Source organism: Levilactobacillus huananensis (genome assembly GCF_003946145.1).
GTDB classification, from domain to species: domain Bacteria; phylum Bacillota; class Bacilli; order Lactobacillales; family Lactobacillaceae; genus Levilactobacillus; species Levilactobacillus huananensis.
Map to the genome: position 1 here is coordinate 112,949 of NZ_RHOC01000006.1, position 18,277 is coordinate 131,225.

Annotated in this window: 20 protein-coding genes; 13 read left to right on the plus strand and 7 right to left on the minus strand. The window is 48.5% G+C overall.

The window, feature by feature from the left end; genetic code table 11:
• Positions 1 to 139 precede the first annotated feature (139 nt).
• Both dnaN and dnaA read right to left on the minus strand, forming a co-directional pair.
• The gene (gene dnaN / locus EKM71_RS06665; RefSeq protein ID WP_125573840.1) at positions 140 to 1,279 is read right to left on the minus strand and encodes a DNA polymerase III subunit beta; all 1,140 of its coding nucleotides are present in this window, start codon (positions 1,277 to 1,279) and stop codon (positions 140 to 142) included.
• Between the two features lie 268 nt (positions 1,280 to 1,547).
• Entirely contained in the window at positions 1,548 to 2,921 is a 1,374-nt protein-coding gene (dnaA, locus tag EKM71_RS06670) for a chromosomal replication initiator protein DnaA (RefSeq protein ID WP_125573841.1), read from the minus strand.
• 535 nt (positions 2,922 to 3,456) lie between these two features.
• On the opposite strand from dnaA, the gene rpmH reads away from it, so the two are divergent.
• From rpmH to EKM71_RS06710, 8 genes are all read left to right on the plus strand, one after another.
• Positions 3,457 to 3,591 (plus strand): 50S ribosomal protein L34, encoded by a 135-nt coding sequence (gene rpmH, locus EKM71_RS06675; protein WP_011668979.1) that lies wholly within the window; start codon positions 3,457 to 3,459, stop codon positions 3,589 to 3,591.
• Between the two features lie 98 nt (positions 3,592 to 3,689).
• Positions 3,690 to 4,046, plus strand: a complete 357-nt coding sequence (gene rnpA, locus EKM71_RS06680) for a ribonuclease P protein component (protein ID WP_125573842.1) — start codon at positions 3,690 to 3,692, stop codon at positions 4,044 to 4,046.
• 2 nt (positions 4,047 to 4,048) lie between these two features.
• Positions 4,049 to 4,882 (plus strand): membrane protein insertase YidC, encoded by an 834-nt coding sequence (gene yidC / locus EKM71_RS06685; RefSeq protein WP_225418004.1) that lies wholly within the window; start codon positions 4,049 to 4,051, stop codon positions 4,880 to 4,882.
• Positions 4,883 to 5,022: 140 nt separating this feature from the next.
• On the plus strand, positions 5,023 to 5,796 hold the full coding sequence (jag, locus tag EKM71_RS06690; protein WP_125573843.1) for an RNA-binding cell elongation regulator Jag/EloR: 774 nt from the start codon (positions 5,023 to 5,025) through the stop codon (positions 5,794 to 5,796).
• A gap of 212 nt (positions 5,797 to 6,008) precedes the next feature.
• Complete coding sequence (gene mnmE, locus EKM71_RS06695; protein ID WP_125573844.1) at positions 6,009 to 7,403, plus strand: tRNA uridine-5-carboxymethylaminomethyl(34) synthesis GTPase MnmE; 1,395 nt, start codon at positions 6,009 to 6,011, stop codon at positions 7,401 to 7,403.
• Between the two features lie 57 nt (positions 7,404 to 7,460).
• A complete protein-coding gene (mnmG, locus tag EKM71_RS06700) occupies positions 7,461 to 9,371 on the plus strand; it encodes a tRNA uridine-5-carboxymethylaminomethyl(34) synthesis enzyme MnmG (RefSeq protein WP_125573845.1) in 1,911 nt (636 codons plus the stop codon).
• 289 nt (positions 9,372 to 9,660) lie between these two features.
• Complete coding sequence (locus EKM71_RS06705; RefSeq protein WP_125573846.1) at positions 9,661 to 10,041, plus strand: hypothetical protein; 381 nt, start codon at positions 9,661 to 9,663, stop codon at positions 10,039 to 10,041.
• Between the two features lie 17 nt (positions 10,042 to 10,058).
• Complete coding sequence (locus tag EKM71_RS06710) at positions 10,059 to 10,268, plus strand: hypothetical protein (RefSeq protein WP_125573847.1); 210 nt, start codon at positions 10,059 to 10,061, stop codon at positions 10,266 to 10,268.
• Here EKM71_RS06710 and EKM71_RS06715 read toward each other — a convergent pair.
• Entirely contained in the window at positions 10,265 to 10,951 is a 687-nt protein-coding gene (locus EKM71_RS06715; RefSeq protein ID WP_125573848.1) for a YjjG family noncanonical pyrimidine nucleotidase, read from the minus strand. The two genes, EKM71_RS06710 and EKM71_RS06715, sit on opposite strands and share 4 nt — an antisense overlap.
• A gap of 84 nt (positions 10,952 to 11,035) precedes the next feature.
• Between EKM71_RS06715 and EKM71_RS11070 the strand changes: the two genes are divergently transcribed.
• On the plus strand, positions 11,036 to 11,200 hold the full coding sequence (locus EKM71_RS11070) for a hypothetical protein (RefSeq protein ID WP_164504746.1): 165 nt from the start codon (positions 11,036 to 11,038) through the stop codon (positions 11,198 to 11,200).
• Positions 11,201 to 11,260: 60 nt separating this feature from the next.
• On the opposite strand, the gene EKM71_RS06720 is transcribed toward EKM71_RS11070, so the two are convergent.
• From EKM71_RS06720 to EKM71_RS06730, 3 genes are all read right to left on the minus strand, one after another.
• Positions 11,261 to 11,533 (minus strand): hypothetical protein, encoded by a 273-nt coding sequence (locus EKM71_RS06720; RefSeq protein ID WP_125573849.1) that lies wholly within the window; start codon positions 11,531 to 11,533, stop codon positions 11,261 to 11,263.
• A 182-nt stretch (positions 11,534 to 11,715) separates the two neighbouring features.
• Positions 11,716 to 13,053: a branched-chain amino acid transport system II carrier protein gene (gene brnQ, locus EKM71_RS06725; RefSeq protein WP_125573850.1), complete on the minus strand. Its 1,338-nt coding sequence runs from the start codon at positions 13,051 to 13,053 to the stop codon at positions 11,716 to 11,718.
• A gap of 104 nt (positions 13,054 to 13,157) precedes the next feature.
• On the minus strand, positions 13,158 to 13,808 hold the full coding sequence (locus EKM71_RS06730) for an NAD(P)-dependent oxidoreductase (protein ID WP_125573851.1): 651 nt from the start codon (positions 13,806 to 13,808) through the stop codon (positions 13,158 to 13,160).
• A 127-nt stretch (positions 13,809 to 13,935) separates the two neighbouring features.
• Between EKM71_RS06730 and EKM71_RS06735 the strand changes: the two genes are divergently transcribed.
• The 4 genes from EKM71_RS06735 (at position 13,936) to EKM71_RS06750 (ending at position 17,872) form a co-directional block, all read left to right on the plus strand.
• Positions 13,936 to 14,478: a GNAT family N-acetyltransferase gene (locus EKM71_RS06735; protein ID WP_125573852.1), complete on the plus strand. Its 543-nt coding sequence runs from the start codon at positions 13,936 to 13,938 to the stop codon at positions 14,476 to 14,478.
• A gap of 322 nt (positions 14,479 to 14,800) precedes the next feature.
• Entirely contained in the window at positions 14,801 to 15,919 is a 1,119-nt protein-coding gene (locus tag EKM71_RS06740) for a TcaA second domain-containing protein (protein ID WP_125573853.1), read from the plus strand.
• A gap of 19 nt (positions 15,920 to 15,938) precedes the next feature.
• Complete coding sequence (locus EKM71_RS06745; protein WP_164504747.1) at positions 15,939 to 16,379, plus strand: zinc ribbon domain-containing protein; 441 nt, start codon at positions 15,939 to 15,941, stop codon at positions 16,377 to 16,379.
• A gap of 17 nt (positions 16,380 to 16,396) precedes the next feature.
• Entirely contained in the window at positions 16,397 to 17,872 is a 1,476-nt protein-coding gene (locus EKM71_RS06750; protein WP_164504748.1) for a zinc ribbon domain-containing protein, read from the plus strand.
• Positions 17,873 to 18,007: 135 nt separating this feature from the next.
• Here EKM71_RS06750 and EKM71_RS06755 read toward each other — a convergent pair.
• The coding region (locus tag EKM71_RS06755; RefSeq protein ID WP_164504738.1) for an integrase core domain-containing protein at positions 18,008 to 18,277 on the minus strand (270 nt) is incomplete at its 5' end.

Here is an 18,277-nt window from a genome sequence, read left to right on the forward strand (position 1 = left end):
TTTGCGCGCGCATTCTCTTCTAAACGCCCCAAATCGACGCCTACTTTCCCCCGTTTTCATAACTGGACCATTGCCGAAATCCACGATCAGACATAAAAAAGTGTTGCCCCCCAGGGACAACACTTTGTGGTGATTAACTTTAGAACGTCCGTACCGGCGTAATCAATTGAATGAAGTTGCTAGTATCCTCGGTTGGCACCAAGGTAAACGGCCGCAATGCGGAGGTAAAGGCCACTCTGATCGTCGTTTGACCAAATGATCTGAGGGCATCCTTCATGTAATCAGGGTTAAAGGAAATCTCGAGGTCTTCACCCGTCAATTCCTTAGGATCCAAGGCTTCTTCAACATTTCCGACATCGGGAGAATTACTGAAGATTGTCACGTGATTCTCGGCGGGAGTCAAGGTCAACTTAACCACGTTGTTGCGTGATTCATGGGACAACAGAGAGGCCCGTTCGACGGCGGCCAATAATTCTGGCGCTTCGAATTCAACGGTCGTCGAAGCTTCCTTAGGGATTAACCGCGATGTATCAGGGTAATTCCCTTCCAGCAACCGTGAGTAGAACGAGGTGTCACCTAATAAGAAGAGAACCTGGTTTTCGGAGAACTGCATCTTGACGGTACTGTCATCGTCACCAATCATCCGGGACAATTCGGTCAGACTCTTCCCAGGGATGATGACATCAAAGGCAGCTTCGGTGGGATCTGGTAATTCGATCTGCCGTTGAGACAACCGGTGACTATCCGTGGCGACCGCTAGGAATTGGTTATTAGCCAAGACAAAATGTACCCCAGTTAGGATTGGTCGACTTTCTTGATTAGAAACGGCGATAACCGTTTGACCAATGAGTTCCTTAAAAACGGCCCCTGAGAGCACGACAGAATCGGCGGCGTCAATTTCTGGCAAATGCGGATAGTTATTCGCATCCTGTCCATTAATATTGAAGGCTGCAGATCCAGAGGTGATTTCAGTTTGGAAACCATCCTTAACGGTAAGGGTCATCGTTTGTTCTGGCAATCGCTTGACGATTTCACTGAAGAACCGTGCCGTCAACACAATGGCACCAGGTTCGTCAATCGTTAACCCAATATCCGGATCATCGGCTCTGATCAACGTTTCAATTGAGATATCGGCATTGGACCCCGTTAAAAGCAAGCCGGCGTCACTGGCGACGATCTTGAGTCCCGTCAAAATGGGAATCGTGGTTTTAGAAGAGATGGCACGGGAGACGTTGTTCAGTTCCTTAATGAAGGCTGCCCGGTTAATCGTAAATTTCATTAGTGATGACACTCCTTTACTTGGTGCGTAATTTACTTAATTAAAAGAAAAAAGATAGAAGAAGTAGTAGCGCAGTGGGTAATGTGGATAACTTTGAGAAACTATGGTGTGACTGTGCTTTTCCACCTGTGGATAACTTGTGGAAAACTCGTCGACTTTTATTTTCTTATCCACACACGCTGTGGCGTTCATTTCCATAATACCGCAGTTGGGGCCAAAAAACCGCCTCGAACACCCCCACTCAGAGGTCCTTGGAGACGGCCGATGACTAGCGCCGTAATTCTTCTTTTAGATCATCAATATCCTTTTGAAGTTCGGGATCCGTTTTTAGGGCGTCGCCGATCTTGTCGTAGGCATGAATGACCGTGGTATGGTCCTTACCACCAAATTCGTTCCCAATGCGAGGTAACGAGGCATCCGTTAGCTCACGCGAGAGGTACATGGCAATTTGGCGCGGCGTCACGATGGACTTCTTACGTTTCTTCCCCTTTAAATCTTTCATTGAAATGTGGAAGTAACTGGCCACACGGTCTTGGATGACCGGAATGGTAATGGCATCGTTGGCATTTGCCAGGTTGAGACTCTTCAACGCCTCGGCTGCCAGATCAGTTGTGATTGGCTTATGCGTTAGGTTGTGGTAGGCCTGAACGCGAGACAAAGCGCCTTCTAGTTCTCGCACATTAGAGTCGATTTGACCGGCGATGTAGCTGAGCGTATCGTCCGGAGCATCGATTTGGTCGGCATCAACCTTATTACGGAGAATGGCGATCCGCGTTTCCAGGTCCGGTGGCGTGATGTCCACGGACAACCCCCAGGCGAAGCGAGAAACCAGCCGATCTTGGAGCTTCGGGATCTCATTTGGTAAGCGATCGGAAGTCAACACGATCTGATGGCCGTCGTCATATAAGGAATTGAAAGTATGGAAGAATTCTTCCTGGGTCGAATCCTTATTGGCGAAGAACTGGATATCATCAACCATTAAGAGGTCAACATCACGGTACTCCTGACGAAATTGTTCCTGAGTTCGTGTCCGAATCGAGTTAATGAAGTCATTGGTGAAGGCTTCACTGGTCACGTACTTCACCTTGGTGTCGGGATGATCTTCCAACATCTTATTCCCAATGGCGTGCATCAAGTGGGTCTTACCCAACCCAACGCCTCCATAGAAGAACAGTGGATTGTACATAACACCGGGTTCTTCAGAAACAACCAAGGCCGCCGCATGGGCCATTTGGTTTCCCTTCCCGATCACGAAGGTATCGAATGTGTAGCGTGGGTTCAACGCATTTTCCTTCATAAAAGTGGGGGTTGCGTCGGGAGCATCAGTGCCCCCAGGCTCCTCTGTCACAACACCGGTGCCCGTTTTACTACGGGAGACCTCAGGTTGTAGTTCACTCTTCGTGACAAGAATAGGTTGAATATCTTCATGTGTGACCTGGTAGGCGTATTCGATGACTTGTTGATCGAGGTGGCGCCGAGTCCAGTAGTCACGGTGTAGGGGTGAAAGAAGTTCCAACGTTAGTTTGTTACCGACGAGGGAAATTGGCTTAGCTGCTTCGATCCAGGTCGCATACGTGGCTGGATCAAGGTTTTGCTTGAGTAATTTTGTAATATCAGCCCACAAAGTTAACATATCTGGCACTGATGTAGCCCCCCTAAATTTAAGATTATGGTAATCGTAGGTTTGGACGGACGTCGCCCAAACGAAAACGTAAGTCCAGTGTAGCATGAAGAAAAAAAGTTTTCCACAGGGTATTGGATGCTGTGCATAATTGTTTCACAGGGAGTTAATAAAGTTATCCACAGGCAGGGTAAAACTTGTGGATAATAAATGTGATTTTAGATTATCCACAGCTTAATGTGGAACAGGAATAGCTCAACGATAAGTGTTTCACAAGTTATCCACAGAATTAACAGACGTGCTTTTTTGAAAATAAACAGGCTGTGGATTGGTGGATAACCAGGTGGGAAAGTCCGGCATAACTTTTTCTGAATTCACAAGTTATCCACAGTCAAAGTGCATGAAACAAATTTATCCGGGGACAACTTTTTATGGATATTTTCAACTAACGGTTTCATTCAGCCGAAATTTATGCTAATATGTTCAGGAAATGCATTTAGTATTTATCTGGGTCAACCGGATGAAAAAAATTTAAAAATTTCAAGGAGGTGTCACGATGAAGCGCACTTACCAACCAAAGAAACGTCACCGTTCACGTGTACACGGCTTCCGCAAGCGCATGAGCACTAGCAATGGCCGTCAAGTATTAGCACGTCGTCGTCAAAAAGGACGTAAAGTATTGTCTGCATAGGCCGCTGACTGTCAGTGGTCTTTTTATTTTATCTGCGAGGAGACTGGGACCCCAATCCCTCGCGGCCTGTTCATATATGAGAATTTTGGAGATGCACCATGCGAAAATCTTACCGCATTAAGAAAGAAGCGGAATTTCAGCAGGTCTTTGAAACCAGAAATTCAGTCGCTAACCGGCAATTTGTGGTGTATTCAATGGAGAAGCCGGATCAACCGCATTTTCGGGTTGGGATTTCGGTCGGGAAGAAGATTGGAAACGCCGTTCACCGGAATTGGGTGAAACGACGGATTCGGCAGAGTTTACTCGAGCTGAAGCCGCACCTCAAGCAGGATGTGGATTTCCTAGTTATCGCACGTCCGCGTGCCGATGGCATCTCGATGCCCGATGCGAAGAACAGCCTGATCCATGTCCTGAAGCTGGCAAAACTGCTGGATTCCAACTATAGTGAGGAATAAACGTGAAAAAGTACAAACGTACCCTACTGATGCTTGGTATTGTGGGCTTGACTTTGATCCTTTCCGCTTGTAGCAATAAGCCAATCACGAATCAGAGTACCGGGATTTGGGACGGTTTAATCGTCTTGAACTTCTCGCGTGCTATCATCTGGTTGGCTCATTTCTTCGGTGGAAACTATGGTGTTGGTATTATCATCTTTACCATTATCATTCGGATCATTTTACTGCCACTGATGGTTTTCCAAACGCGAAGCATGCGGAAGACGCAAGAAATTCAGCCCCAATTAAAAGCTTTACAGAAGAAATACTCGTCACGGGACCGTGACACTATGCAGCAGTTGCAGACCGAACAGCAAAAGCTGTATTCGGAAGCCGGCATTAATCCCTTAATGGGATGTCTACCAGCTGTGGTGCAACTCCCAATCATTTGGGCATTGTATCAAGCTATTTGGCGGACAGCTGTGCTGCGATCTGGGACCTTCTTGTGGTTACAATTGGGCCACAAGGACCCGTACTTCATCTTGCCATTCTTGGCGGCTTTTGCCACGTTCCTGAGTTCGTGGTTAACGACCAAGTCGGCACCAGAGACGAGTTCCATGAATATGATGATGGTTATCGGGATGCCCGTGGTGGTCTTCTTTACCGCCTTAAACGTGGCCTCGTCACTGTCATTGTATTGGACCGTTTCTTACATTTTCCAAGTCGGTCAAACGTTGTTGTTGCAAAACCCATGGAAGATTCAAGCCGAACGTGATGAAAAGGCCAAGGAAAAGGCCGTTCGCGAACGGGCTATGAGGAAGGCCGTGCGTCGCGCTAAGCAAAGTCGCCGCAAGTAATCAAGTTAAATAAATGCATTTTAGGCCGTCCCACAATGGTGGGGCGGCTTTTTCTATCCGAGTAACGGCTGACAAGCTGACTTGGAAAGTTCTATGGTATACTGAAAAATGACTGAAAGCATATTGGAGGAATGGACGACATGACAATCTTTACGGGGAAAACGGAAGAGGCGGCGATTCAGGCAGGATTGACCGCCCTGAATTGTCGGTTGGACCAAGTGACAACCCGAGTGGTCACCACGCCACGTAAGGGTTGGCTGGGAATTGGTCAGAGAGATGCGATGGTAGATGTGGCGTTGAAGCCCGTTGCCCCATCAGTGACATCTACGGCTAAGAAACAAGTGGTCGTACCCGTTCAGCCGATGATGCCCGCGACCAAGCCGTCAGCGGCCGTGGCTGATACCCCTGAGGCCGCCTACCCGGTGCAATCTGAGACAACGCCAGAGGAACGACGGGAACGTCGTGAGGCGGCCATTGAGGCCGTTCAGGACTATCTGGCTGCGATCGTCGATCAGCTAGGGATCGACGCTACATTGGATGTGGAATCAACGGCACGGCGTCAAGTTAAGCTGGCCTTTACTACGGAGAAAGAGGGCCTGTTGATCGGAAAGCATGGTCGGACCATCAACGCGCTTCAGAGTTTGGCACAACTGTTCTTGAACCATCATGGGGCCGCGCACGTCATGGTTGAACTGGATGTTGCCGGTTATCGTGAACGGCGGGCCGCCACGTTGAACCGATTGGCCGAGAGTACGGCGCGTGAGGTTGTGGCGACCGGGAAGCCCATCTATTTGGACCCGATGCCAGCCTTTGAGCGTAAACAGATCCACGCGGTTTTGGCGAAGAATCACTACGTTACAACCTATTCGGCAGGGAGAGAACCCCATCGTGCTGTGGTCATCGAACCGGCCTAAGTTTCGTTTGACAAAAGCGTCTTTACCCCTTATAGTGAAGACAATCATTCTTATCAAGTTTACGATAAAGTAGTGAAAGTACTTTATCCACGCACAGTTAGGTGGCGTGGAGTGGGTGCTTTTTTTTATGGCGTAAAATGATACGCCCGGGGCGTTAGACTGCGTAAACAGGGGTAAGAACCAACTGACAGACTTAAAAAGGAGGATGGCTCATGGCAGTCACAACCACAGAATTTGATACGATTGCAGCAATTTCTACCCCACCTGGTGAAGGTGGGATTGCCATCATTCGGCTGAGCGGTGAAGAGGTCTTTGATGTCGCTGGCAAACTTTTCAAAGGGGCTAACCTGCGTCAGGTCGCTAGCCATACGATTCATTATGGTCACATCGTCGATCCTGAGGACGGTGAAGAGGTCGATGAGGTCATGGCTACTGTGATGCGGGCCCCGAAGACCTACACCAAGGAAGATATTATTGAAATTAATTGTCATGGGGGGATCGTGGCGACTAACCGGATCCTTCAGTTGTGCCTGAGTTATGGTGCGCGGCTGGCCGAACCCGGTGAGTACACGAAGCGGGCCTTCTTAAATGGCCGGATCGATTTGACGCAAGCTGAATCCGTTATGGATTTGATCAGAGCTAAAACCGACAAGTCTATGAAGGTCGCCTTAAACCAACTGGATGGGGATCTTTCCCACTTGATTCGTCACCTGCGCCAGGATATTTTGGATGCCCTGGCCCAAGTGGAAGTGAATATCGACTATCCGGAATATGATGACGTTGAGGCCGTGACGACCAAGATGTTACTGGAGAAGTCCAAAGAAGTTCAGCAACAGGTCCAGACACTTTTGGCCACCGCTAAACAGGGTAAGGTGCTTCGAGAAGGCTTGGCCACCGCAATTGTGGGTCGACCAAACGTTGGGAAGAGTAGCCTTTTGAATCACCTGCTACACGAGGACAAGGCTATCGTAACCGATGTTGCCGGAACAACACGAGATGTCATCGAAGAATACGTTAATGTTAAGGGCGTGCCGTTGAAGCTGATCGATACCGCGGGAATTCGCGATACGACTGATAAGGTTGAAAAGATTGGGGTGGAACGGTCACGCAAAGCGATCAACACTGCCGATCTGGTGATGTTGGTGCTCAATGCGAGTGAACCGTTGACCGCCGAGGATGAATCGCTGCTGAAGGCTACGGCCGACACGCAACGGATTCTAATTTTAAATAAGACGGATTTACCTCAGAAACTCGACCTGAACGCGGTCAAACAAGCAGCTAATGGGAGTCCCATTATTGAGACGTCCATTCTGCAGCGAGCCGGCTTAGATAAGCTGGAAACGACGATTGCTCATCTCTTCTTTGATGAAGGTATCGAGTCGAATTCACACTCGGTGATGGTCACTAATGCACGCCACATTGGGTTGTTACACCAGACCAGTGACGCCTTGGATGACGTTCAGAGTGGGATTGCCGCGGGGATGCCTGTGGACCTGGTGCAAATCGACATGACGCGAGCTTGGGATCTGCTGGGTGAAATTACCGGGGATAGCTACCAAGACGAGTTACTCGACCAATTATTTAGCCAATTCTGTTTAGGAAAATAACGTATAAACCGTTTGGCCGCGGGTAGTTCCGTGACCCGACATGGAGGGAAAGAAACCATGACTGAAGTAAAAGAATATCCCGGCCAGGACTACGACGTCATCGTTGTGGGTGCCGGTCATGCCGGTAGCGAAGCGGCTTTAGCCGCCGCCCGGATGGGCAACAAAACACTCCTCATGACCATCAACCTGGACATGGTGGCATTTATGCCATGTAACCCATCGGTCGGGGGTCCCGCTAAGGGGATCGTCGTTCGTGAGATCGATGCCTTGGGTGGCGAAATGGGGCGTAACATCGACAAAACCTACGTTCAGATGCGGATGTTGAACACCGGTAAGGGGCCGGCCGTCCGTGCGCTCCGTGCGCAGGCCGACAAGCATGCCTACCATGCTGAAATGAAGCATACGATTGAACGCGAACCTAACCTGACGTTACGTCAAGGAATCGTCGACGACCTGATCGTGGAGGATGGCGCCTGCAAGGGTGTTATCACGAATACTGGGGCGCGCTATGCCGCTAAGGCCGTGGTAATCGCCGCTGGGACTGCTGCTCGCGGGAAGATTATTATTGGGGAATTGATGTACTCATCAGGTCCTAACAATTCCCAACCAGCCAACAAGCTGACGGCCAACCTGCCTAAGTATGGCTTTGACCTCGAGCGCTTTAAGACCGGGACGCCACCACGAGTGGATGGGAATACCATTCACTATGATGAGACCGAGGAACAGCCAGGGGATGCAGAGCCTAATCACTTTAGCTTTACCACACCCGACAGTGATTACTTGGCCTTGAAGAACCAGCTTTCTTGCTGGTTAACTTACACGAACGAAACGACCCACAAGATCATCCGTGAAAACCTCGACCGTGCGCCGATGTTTACCGGGGTCATCGAAGGGGTGGGCCCACGTTACTGTCCATCGATCGAAGACAAGATCGTTCGTTTCGCCGACAAGTCACGACACCAACTCTTCTTGGAACCTGAAGGTCGTAAGACCGACGAATGGTACGTCCAAGGGTTATCCACGTCGATGCCTGAAGAAGTTCAACAGAAGATTCTACACTCCATTCAAGGTCTCGAAGACGCACAAATGATGCGTCCCGGCTATGCCATCGAATACGATGTTGTTTCCCCTTATCAATTACGGCCCACGTTAGAGACCAAGCCACTGAAGAACCTCTTCACGGCTGGCCAGACTAACGGAACGTCCGGATATGAAGAAGCAGCGGGTCAAGGTCTGCTGGCAGGAATCAATGCCGGGTTACGGGCCCTGGGCAAGCCGGGCTTCACGTTGAAGCGTTCGGATGCTTACATTGGGGTTATGGTGGATGATTTGGTCACCAAGGGAACCAAGGAACCTTACCGTTTGTTGACTAGTCGGGCCGAATACAGGTTGATTTTGCGGCATGATAACGCGGACCTGCGGCTGACGGCCAAGGGCCACGAGTTGGGCCTGATCAGCGATGACCGTTATGAAGAATTCTTGGCTAAGAAGGCCGCTATTCAGGTTGAACTGGACCGCTTGAATAGTATCCGAATTAAGCCAAGCGCTGCCATCAATGCCTTTGTTGAGTCTCACGGTGACAAACCACTTCAAGATGGCGTGTTGGCCGCGGCGTTCTTGCGTCGGCCATACGTGGATTACCAGACCTTGCTCGAGTTCATTCCGGCACCAGAACAACCTCTGGATCGTCATATTGTCGAAGAAATTGAGATTTCGCTGAAATATGCCGGCTATATCAAGAAGGCTGAAGCTAACGTGGCGAAGTTGAAGCGGATGGAAGCTAAGGCGATTCCAGAAAACATCGATTACGATGCGATTGATGGTTTGGCGACCGAAGCGCATCAGAAGCTCAAGAAGATTCAACCCGAGACGTTGGCACAGGCTAGCCGAATCAGTGGGGTTAATCCCGCCGATATTGCTATTCTGAGTGTTTACGTTGAACAGGGTAAGATTGCGAAAGTAAAGTAGTTCAAAAGTAAAGAGGTGTCCTTACGGTTATGATAACCGGAAGGACACCTCTTTTTTTAATTATTAATAATTAATTTTCAAAAGATAAATAATTAAAGATGACAGCAAGGCATAGCGATAGGGCAATAGCCATATCGTTATTCGATAGTTAATAATTAAAACACATAATCTTTACACGTTCTTTGCAGCAACAACACGTGGTCTTGTTAGTCTTGAAAAAGAGATAAGACAAGCGGAACGCCGAGTGTGGTCGCTCAATTGGCGACCTCGGGATAAGGGAGTCTTGAACGTGCAAACGATTCTGTTAGGTCTGGGTCTTGGGTTGGCTTTAGTGAGTTTGTGGTGGCATCGGCAACTGTTAAAGCGGATCCAAGCGGCCAATGGCTGGCGGTTGAGTCGTCATCAGATCATGTGTCATAGTTTTCTCTATTTAGGATTGGCTTACGCTGCGATTGCGGTCATTCAACCGGATTGGACAAATCAGCGTGTGGGTTGGCTGTTACTGTTGGTCGATCTGTCCTCAGGGATGGTGGCTTTACGGATTCAACGACGTCGTCGGGTTTCAGAAGATCAGCAAATATGGTGGCGCCGTCAGACCCAGTATCTATTACTGAGTCAAGTGCTGTTGGCGGCCGTTTTAGCCGGGATTTTGGCACGGTTAGCAAGATAATTAGAGGAGGTATACACATGAAGCGTTACTCACCAACGGCGGCACAACAGGCTTTGATGGAGATACTAGCCGAGGTTCGCGATGGCCAAGAAACGGTGGTTGTGACACCCATGGATGGTCATGAGACAGACTCGATCGTCTTCATTACCAAACAGGATTGGGACGTTTTACAAGCGGCCAAGGCCCAAGGCCCTGAGACCTATTTAGGTGAGGTGGGGTTGGGCTAATCGTTGAGTAAGAGGCGCTCAGCGGCTACATAGGAATCGACCTCATAGGTTGGCTGAATATCCTCGGAATTGGGATCGTGGTGCGGATTGTACCAGATACTGTCGAGGTGGCTATTCAGTGCTCCCTGAATATCTGAGGCGAGATGATCACCGACCATGATGGTATTCGTTGCCGTCATATCTGGATAGGCATCAAAGATGGCGTTGAAGAAGGCTGGATCGGGTTTATCGACCCCGAGGTCTTGGGAGATGAAGAGACGATCGAAGTAGCCGGCGATGCCGGAACCTTCTAGTCGGTTGAGCTGGATGGTCTTGGTCCCGTTGGTCCCGACGATTAGAGTGAGCCGTCCCTTTTGAAGGGTGTTCAGGAAGTCCTGGGCTCCGGGGAGTACATAGAAATTGTGATCCAACATGGCATGGTAACGTCGTTCGAGCGCCGCACCGTCGACCGAAATTCCCAGGGCACCGAAGGCCTTGGTAAAGCGTGTATTCAACAAGGGTTCGCGGGGTGCGCCCTGTTCTATTTGTTGCCAGACTGCGGTGTTGATCGTTTGGTAGACCTGTAGGCCATGGGCAATATCGGTGACGTCGTGTTCAGCTAGCAGGCTTGTGACGCCTTCGATTTCGCCGCGGGTGAAGTCGAGGAGAGTATCATCAAGATCGAGAATGACATATTTTTTCATGGATAGAGGACCTCTTCGTGATTTTTTATAAAGTTTACCACAAATGTGAGGTTATCGACGAGCCCACTCTGGGGAGGTGTGGGAATGAACCGCAAGCAGAGCTATTTGTTAAATGCTGGCCTATTCTTCGTGGCTGGGATGATCCTGTTCCTACGCCCTAATCGGGATCTGGCTATGGGCGGCATTTCGTTAAGTCTGGCTGTTGCGACCTTGGTGCTGGCCTTCCGTGATGATCAGACGAAACCATAAGAGATTGTAATTGATCTTAAAAAGCCCGGTTGTCAGCTTGGACAACCGGGCTTAATTCATTTAGTGATAATCAGTTGCCCCCAAGATGAAGGCACGGAAGAATGATGCGAGTAGAAAGACAACTTGAAGAACCAGGTCGATCCGGTTTAACGGATGGGTGTCGCTGGTATCCTCGAAAACGTTGAAATGAAGCATCGTTGTAATCAACGAGCTAAAACATAGGAACGCAACAATTACGGGATCGCTGATAGACAGCATCAGTAACAAGAGCACAACAGTGATAATTGGCACGAAAATCTTGGCAACATTTAAAGGGTAACGGGTAGTAGTCATCATTTTCACCTCGTTTGAATTAAATGAGAATATGAGAATTTGATTACATCTTGAATCTATAATACCAGAAATTTTGCGCCAAGGGGAGTCTAAACCACTCAAATTGCAAGACAACTTTTCGAACGAAAAAGTGGCCCTCAACAATCAGGAGATTGCTGAGGACCACCTAGGGTGACGCGCAATTAATTTGAGATCAAACGACTAGCAATCCAGCCGATCAAAACGCCAGCTAATGCGGGAACCATCCAGCCGAATCCTTGATTGGCTAAGGGGAGGGACGCGTTAAGCGTTAGTAACGGACGACACCAGATCGTATTTTGAATGGTTGTTGGCAATGCCGTGAGGCCAGCAAAAGTGGCTGGAATGAGGGTGAAGAGCATTGCGGTCCCGAAGAGCCAACGTGAGGTCCCAATCAAAGGGGATAGGACGGCTAATAGGATGAGCACAATGGCCAGGGGATACAGAAAGAGCAGTACCGGCGTGGAAGCCGCAATCAGTTTAGTCAGACCGACGTTGGCAAATAGACAGGGCAACACACTGGCAATACCGATCAAAAGCGCATAAGGGATGCGGGGAAATAAAGCGTGACCCGCATCCCCGAAGGCTGAAATGAGCCCAATAGCGGTCTTTAGACAGGCGATAATCACAATTAATGCCAAAAGGATAGTTCCCCAGGTCCCAAAATAGTAATTGGCAATCTGCGCCAGGGTGATGCCTCCGTTGGCTGCGAGTGAGAAGTGTCCCAGACTCATGGTTCCCATGAGTGCCAGTAGTGTGTAGATGATGCCCATCAGGACAATGCTGATGGTTCCGGCTTTAATCACGTCTTTGGCAATCTGCCCGGGTTCGGTCACGCCCAGGTCGCGAATACTATCGATAACCACAATACCAAAGGCCAGTGAGGCCAGGGCATCCATGGTGTTATAGCCTTCCATAAAGCCACTCAGGATGGGAGCGTGAATGTAATGCCCACGGACTGGAACACTGGATAAGCCACCCATGGGTTTCAGAAAGGCCGCTAACATTAGTGCTCCTAAGAGGATGAGAAATAGTGGTGTGAGCCATTTTCCCACGTAAGTCATGAGTTTCCCGGGGCGGCGGGCTAACCACCAGGCGAGGCCAAAGAAGGCAACTGAGAAGAGTCCTAGGGCGAGCGACTGGTGATGCGGGGTGATAAAGGGGACAAGGCCGATTTGAAAGGACGTTGTTGCTAGACGAGGAAGGGCAAAGAATGGGCCCACGGTCAGGTAGAGCAGAATTGTAAAGAGGTAGGCGAAGGGGCGATTGACCTTGGTTGCGAGGTCAAAGACCCCCTCACTGTGAGTGATCCCAATCCCGGTGACGCCTAGAAGCGGAATTCCAATTCCAGCGAGTAACAAGCCCACAGCGGCCCAACCAACATTGGAACCAGCCTGTTGTCCTAAGAAAATGGGAAAGATCAGGTTGCCGGCGCCGAAGAAAAGGCCAAAGAGCATCATGCCGATGAAGAGCAACTCTCGCCGGTTTAATTGTGTTTTCAAGATGGCATCGCAACTTTCTTAAAGTTAAGTTTCGGATTTTAGCACCCGGTAAGCATACCAAAAAAGAGTTCCGGACAAAAGCCCGAAACTCCAGAATTGTTTGATTATTTATCGGCAACGGTGAAGCGCACCTGATGATGTTGTGGTTGCTCGATCTCATCGAGGATCGCCACAGCCATCGTTCCTGCTGAAGTGCCAGATTCATTTTTAGCGTTGAAGAGTAAATTATCCGTGCCCAGCAAGGCGGGAACGGTATCCCCAGGGTGGAAGTTAGCTGCGGGAGAAACACCAACCCAGTTAACATTGTCGACATCGCGTAAGAAATTGAGTTCTTTCAATTGATTTTGAGGAACGCTAATGAAGCTAGCGGCGTTTGGATCTTTGGCGATATCATCAACGAACAGATGGTGGTCATCCCCCGTCTGGAGGCTACCAGCGCCTAGAATGAAGATTAAGCGAGGCGTAGCTGTTTCACGAAGCTGGGCCACTAGGTGAGCGGCTAGATCGACGTGTTGGAAGGCAAGACTAGGTGCGGTGGCAAAGGCGTCAATCACGATATCTGTAGCCTGAAGATCAGCGGTGCTTAACGTAAAGGCATCCTGAACGTGGGTGGTTAAGGCCGGATTGTCAGTCGGTAATTTAGCTAATTTTTCCTCGGAACGGGCTAACGCGGTGACTTGATGCCCGCGGTGTAAAGCTTCATTGACCAAGGCGCTGCCGGCCATTCCAGTGGCACCGATAATTGTGATTTTCATAGATAGTTTCCTCCCTTATTTATTACGATGCGATTAGTATAATGGTTTTCAAGTGATCCGCCAATTAATATGGTTCGCCATGATAGTCTATGGTAGAGTTAGAGCAAAGAAATGGGAGGTCTGTCGGATGAAAGATGTGGTTCAGGGACAATTGGTTCATTTAACGGAAATGCGAGATGGGGATGCAGAATGGCTTCAAGACACGCAATGGGAGCCAGGTTTACTACGAAATCTATCCGCAGATGCCTTTCATCCATGGACAGCCTCGGAATATGCGGAACTGGCGGCCGAACCCGATCGCGATGATAAGTTTTTCTTCATGGTACGAGCAAATGCCGATGATGGGTTGTTGGGATGGGTCATTCTCGATGATGTCCAGTTCAAGAATCGGCGAGCCGATCTGGGCATTGCCCTGCCAGTGGCGAGCGATCGCGGTCAAGGTTTTGGGACCGATACACTCGACACCATTCTGTCGTTTGCTTTCAACGAGTTGGGTCTTCATAAAGTGACCCTAAACGTCAACGCTAATAATTTCCCTGCCATTCACGCCTATACTGCGGTAGGATTCATCCGCGAAGGCGTCAATCGTGAGGCCGTTTTTCAAGATGGCCAGTGGTTGGATCTTTATCAGTATGGGATCCTAGCTGATGAATGGCGACAACGTCAGTAATAAACACCCCCTCGCAGGTTCAAGTCTGCGAGGCTTTTTTAGTTGTGGCGCATTTTGGTGAGAATGAGTTAATAAGGGACTAAAAGGCCGGTTTATTAAACAGTCCTTTCACTAAACAGGTATTAGCGTATAATAATAAACGTAGCAAAAACTTAATAAAATAGTCGGGTGTTGGGTGGTAAATAGTTGAATATCTGCCTTTTTATAGCAAACCTAATCTAACGTCAATTTGTCCTATCGGCTGTGGCGACACAGAAGGTATTGTCCGCGATCTACGGCCGTTTTTTACCCCCTGATGCCCCACGCTGAGGAGTGAATTCTATTGAAGACTTGTCCGAACTGTCACCAACCGGTGGCGTCCGATAGTGTTTTTTGTGAGAATTGTGGTTTCAACTTGCGAACGGCCTCGGTAACACCTCTCATCAAGAAGCATCGGGGAGGACGACATAGCAAGCATGGTAAGTCTGCTGAGCCGGGGAAAAAGAAAGTGAAATGGCTCAGTCGCGGAATCTGGTGCATGCTTACCGTCGCGGTGATTGCGGTCACCGTACTTGCTGTATCTTTCTATAATAAGCAGGCTGGTAAGGAAGGGCAGATTGCGACGATTACGGACGACATTACAGACAACCAGAGCAACGACTTCGCCAAAAAACTGGTTAGTGATAATCCGAATTTGAAAATTGACGGAGACACGGTACAACCCTTCTTTAATTATGCACGGAAGCACCCCAAGTACGTGAAGACCTTGAAAGCCGACCTGCAAAAATTTGGCGAGACGCGGGACCATACGTTTAAGTTGGAAACGGCCGGTCATAACTTCTTGATTTTTCCAGTGTATAAGCTACGGGTTACGACCATGCATCCGGTGTTAACGAGTAACGTGGCGAATGCCACATTGCTGGCTGACGGGAAAGCACTGGTTACCACTAAGAATGATCACTATTCTTATAAAGCAGGCCCGTTGTTCCCTGGACAATATACGTTTAAATTATCAGGCGGGGGTGTTCACAAAAGTACAACAGTCGATTTAGTGGCAGGAAATTCGGTCAATAAACATATTGACTTGATTGTCCAAGCGACGAAGAGAGGTCACGACGAGGTCAATCAGAATGAGGATGAGACAACGGTTACTGATGCGACTGGCGGTAAAGTCGAAGATAACACGACTAGTGACGATGCGTTGGATTCTGGTGATAGTTACGATGATCTATCGATCGAAGCACAGACGGCCTTAGATGAATTGCGTGAAAATGGGGACCTGGATACGGACGATTACACCTATAAAGAATCGACACCGCAGGCCCACATTACGGAAATTAGACTGTACGACGCCGAGTCTGGTGATCACGACAGTACTTATCGTTACGATGATATTCACGACATTTTAGCCGAATATGACGCATCTAAGGGGAAATTCAAAGAAGTCGACTTTGACGATTAAGGGAAGACGTGTTATCGAAATGAAGCAAACTTATTACCGTATTTGTTCCAGATGTGGAAATCCCAACGCTGTGGATGCTAACTTCTGTTTGAAGTGTGGGACGACTTTATCTTCGGCTGACGAATACGCGGTGATTCCCCATGCAGCTGACCAGGTATTTTCGTTATTTGATTTGGCATTAACACCTGATGAGGTGGCACAAACGAGAAACTTCAAAATCACTGAGGATCGTCATATTCCGGTCGGTTATCAGTCGGCAGGTTTAATCTTCGCGGAAAGTGATGTTACACCTCGTGCGGGCGCTAAAGCAGCTTGGGAAGATCTAATGAAGCATGTTTACAGCTTATTATTGGTGAAGGGCTATGCGGGTGTGGCGCGGGTTTCCATTCAGCCGGAGCCGATGCAACCGGGGCAACTTTGTCTGTACGGTGAAGCGATAATTGTGGACACTCAACATTAATATTGGAGGATTTCATGATGCATTTGATAAACTATTGGGCACCAGCGACTAATCAACCTGGTGGTGCCACGACAAATTTTTGTCCCAACTGTGGGCAACCGGTCTCAGCAACTGATACATTTTGTGCAAATTGTGGCTATAATCTCCAGCAGAACCAAAATGAAGCAACGCCAGCAGACCAGGTCCACCAGCGCAGACAACAAGCGGCGCCACAACAACGGATCAGTCGTGCGCCGCGGCAGCCATGGTCAAAGAATAAAAAACGAATTTGGTGGGGAGCAGGCGTTGTAGTCGTTGCCCTGGTGGGCTTCTTTGCTTGGGGAGGTCAATATTATTCACGCGCCGCAACTTTGAACCGAACGATTAACGATATCAAGAGTGGCAAACACCTCACGGACGACTTCAGTAGTGCCAGTTCAGATCTGACATTAAGTAAAGAAAAATTATTGCCAGTCAACCGGTATTATAGCGATCATGCGCGGGCCTTGAGTAAACTGAAGGCGGATTTAACAGCCAGTGGACGTAGTGCAGATGGCAACTTTGTTTACGAAAAAAGGGGGCATCACCTGCTATTCTTCCCGAAGTATCAGATTAGTGTGAGCCCGGTTTATCCAACGGTGACCACGAATCATACAGGTAATGTGATCACGTTAGATAATCAAAAGATTGCGACGGCGACAAGCGATGAGTTTACGAAGAAGCTTTCCGCGATGGTTCCGGGTGAATATCACTTGCAATCCCAAGGGAAGATCGGTGGTCATAATCTCACCAATAGCAGTGACTACCACATCACGAAAAGCCAAACCTATGATTTACAATTGACGACGATTTCTGCGGAATTAGATACGGTACCCGGTTCATCAATTTACCTGAATGGCAAGAAGATTGGGACAGCGGACAGTTCAGGGACCTACCAGATTAAGAATGAACCGTGGACGTCTGAGATGAGTGTTTATGCGGCGTATACTTCTAGTGCTGGGAAGGCAACAACTTCGACCATCAAGTTACATAAGGACGATGATCAGCGTACTGTTGATTTAGATTATAAGGACATGATGAGTGAAGACGATGCGGATGATTTTATCGCCAACTTGTTTAAAGCAGCCGAAGGGCTTGCCCAATATGGTCATCTGAGTGACGCGACCGATGATGATGGTGATGCGATGTCTGACTTCTTTTTGAATGGGGAAAACAATGCCCATTACGCAGATTTGAAAAAGATGGCTCAGGGATACAACGATAATGATGATCTCGATTACATTGGGATGGATACGAGTGTGTCATCTGTTAAACCGGGACCTAATGGGACAAGTGAAGTGGTCTTCACGGTTGAGTATACCTTTGGGTTGACCGACTATGATTACGATCATGTTCAAGATTTTCAATATACCGCAACGATTCAGCCTGCTGGCAACGATAATACGTCACAAAACTATGAGCTGGTGAAATATGGACATGCGGTTAAGACTGATGATCGGCACGAAGATGAATAAGGTGAGATGGCGGATGATTGTTAGCGACCTATAAATATTCTGAAATAGTTTCATTAAATTAAAAAGATCGGTTGGCATTACGTGCACTAGTACCTGTCAAGTTGACAGTTGAAATAATATAATTTTTAGTATTGCTTAGGCGGCTTCATCGCGGTATTCATTCGCGGTGGAGCCGTTTCTTTGTGCTGTGCGATCAATATAGTTGAAATAGTAAATGCCTGCCTCAATCAGTTTCACTAATTCTTCCCTTGTCTTTGGCATTGGGTGACTATCCAACCAGTTAAGCTTGAATTCATTCCACCAACGCTCCATTGGCGCATTATCGTATGGTGTTCCTGGACGTGACATGCTTCTGATCACTTCGTGATCAGTCATTAAATTATTGAAAGCTTTTGACGTGAATGC

Bases quoted from the DNA above. Each gene is read 5' to 3' on its own strand.
- jag (WP_125573843.1), top strand. From the start codon at position 5,023: ATGACAATCTTTACGGGGAAAACGGAAGAGGCGGCGATTCAGGCAGGA.
- rnpA (WP_125573842.1), top strand. From the start codon at position 3,690: ATGCGAAAATCTTACCGCATTAAGAAAGAAGCGGAATTTCAGCAGGTC.
- EKM71_RS11070 (WP_164504746.1), top strand. From the start codon at position 11,036: ATGAACCGCAAGCAGAGCTATTTGTTAAATGCTGGCCTATTCTTCGTG.
- EKM71_RS06745 (WP_164504747.1), top strand. From the start codon at position 15,939: ATGAAGCAAACTTATTACCGTATTTGTTCCAGATGTGGAAATCCCAAC.
- EKM71_RS06720 (WP_125573849.1), bottom strand. From the start codon at position 11,533: ATGACTACTACCCGTTACCCTTTAAATGTTGCCAAGATTTTCGTGCCA.
- EKM71_RS06710 (WP_125573847.1), top strand. From the start codon at position 10,059: ATGAAGCGTTACTCACCAACGGCGGCACAACAGGCTTTGATGGAGATA.
- rpmH (WP_011668979.1), top strand. From the start codon at position 3,457: ATGAAGCGCACTTACCAACCAAAGAAACGTCACCGTTCACGTGTACAC.
- mnmE (WP_125573844.1), top strand. From the start codon at position 6,009: ATGGCAGTCACAACCACAGAATTTGATACGATTGCAGCAATTTCTACC.
- dnaN (WP_125573840.1), bottom strand. From the start codon at position 1,279: ATGAAATTTACGATTAACCGGGCAGCCTTCATTAAGGAACTGAACAAC.
- EKM71_RS06715 (WP_125573848.1), bottom strand. From the start codon at position 10,951: ATGAAAAAATATGTCATTCTCGATCTTGATGATACTCTCCTCGACTTC.
- EKM71_RS06750 (WP_164504748.1), top strand. From the start codon at position 16,397: ATGCATTTGATAAACTATTGGGCACCAGCGACTAATCAACCTGGTGGT.
- EKM71_RS06730 (WP_125573851.1), bottom strand. From the start codon at position 13,808: ATGAAAATCACAATTATCGGTGCCACTGGAATGGCCGGCAGCGCCTTG.
- EKM71_RS06735 (WP_125573852.1), top strand. From the start codon at position 13,936: ATGAAAGATGTGGTTCAGGGACAATTGGTTCATTTAACGGAAATGCGA.
- mnmG (WP_125573845.1), top strand. From the start codon at position 7,461: ATGACTGAAGTAAAAGAATATCCCGGCCAGGACTACGACGTCATCGTT.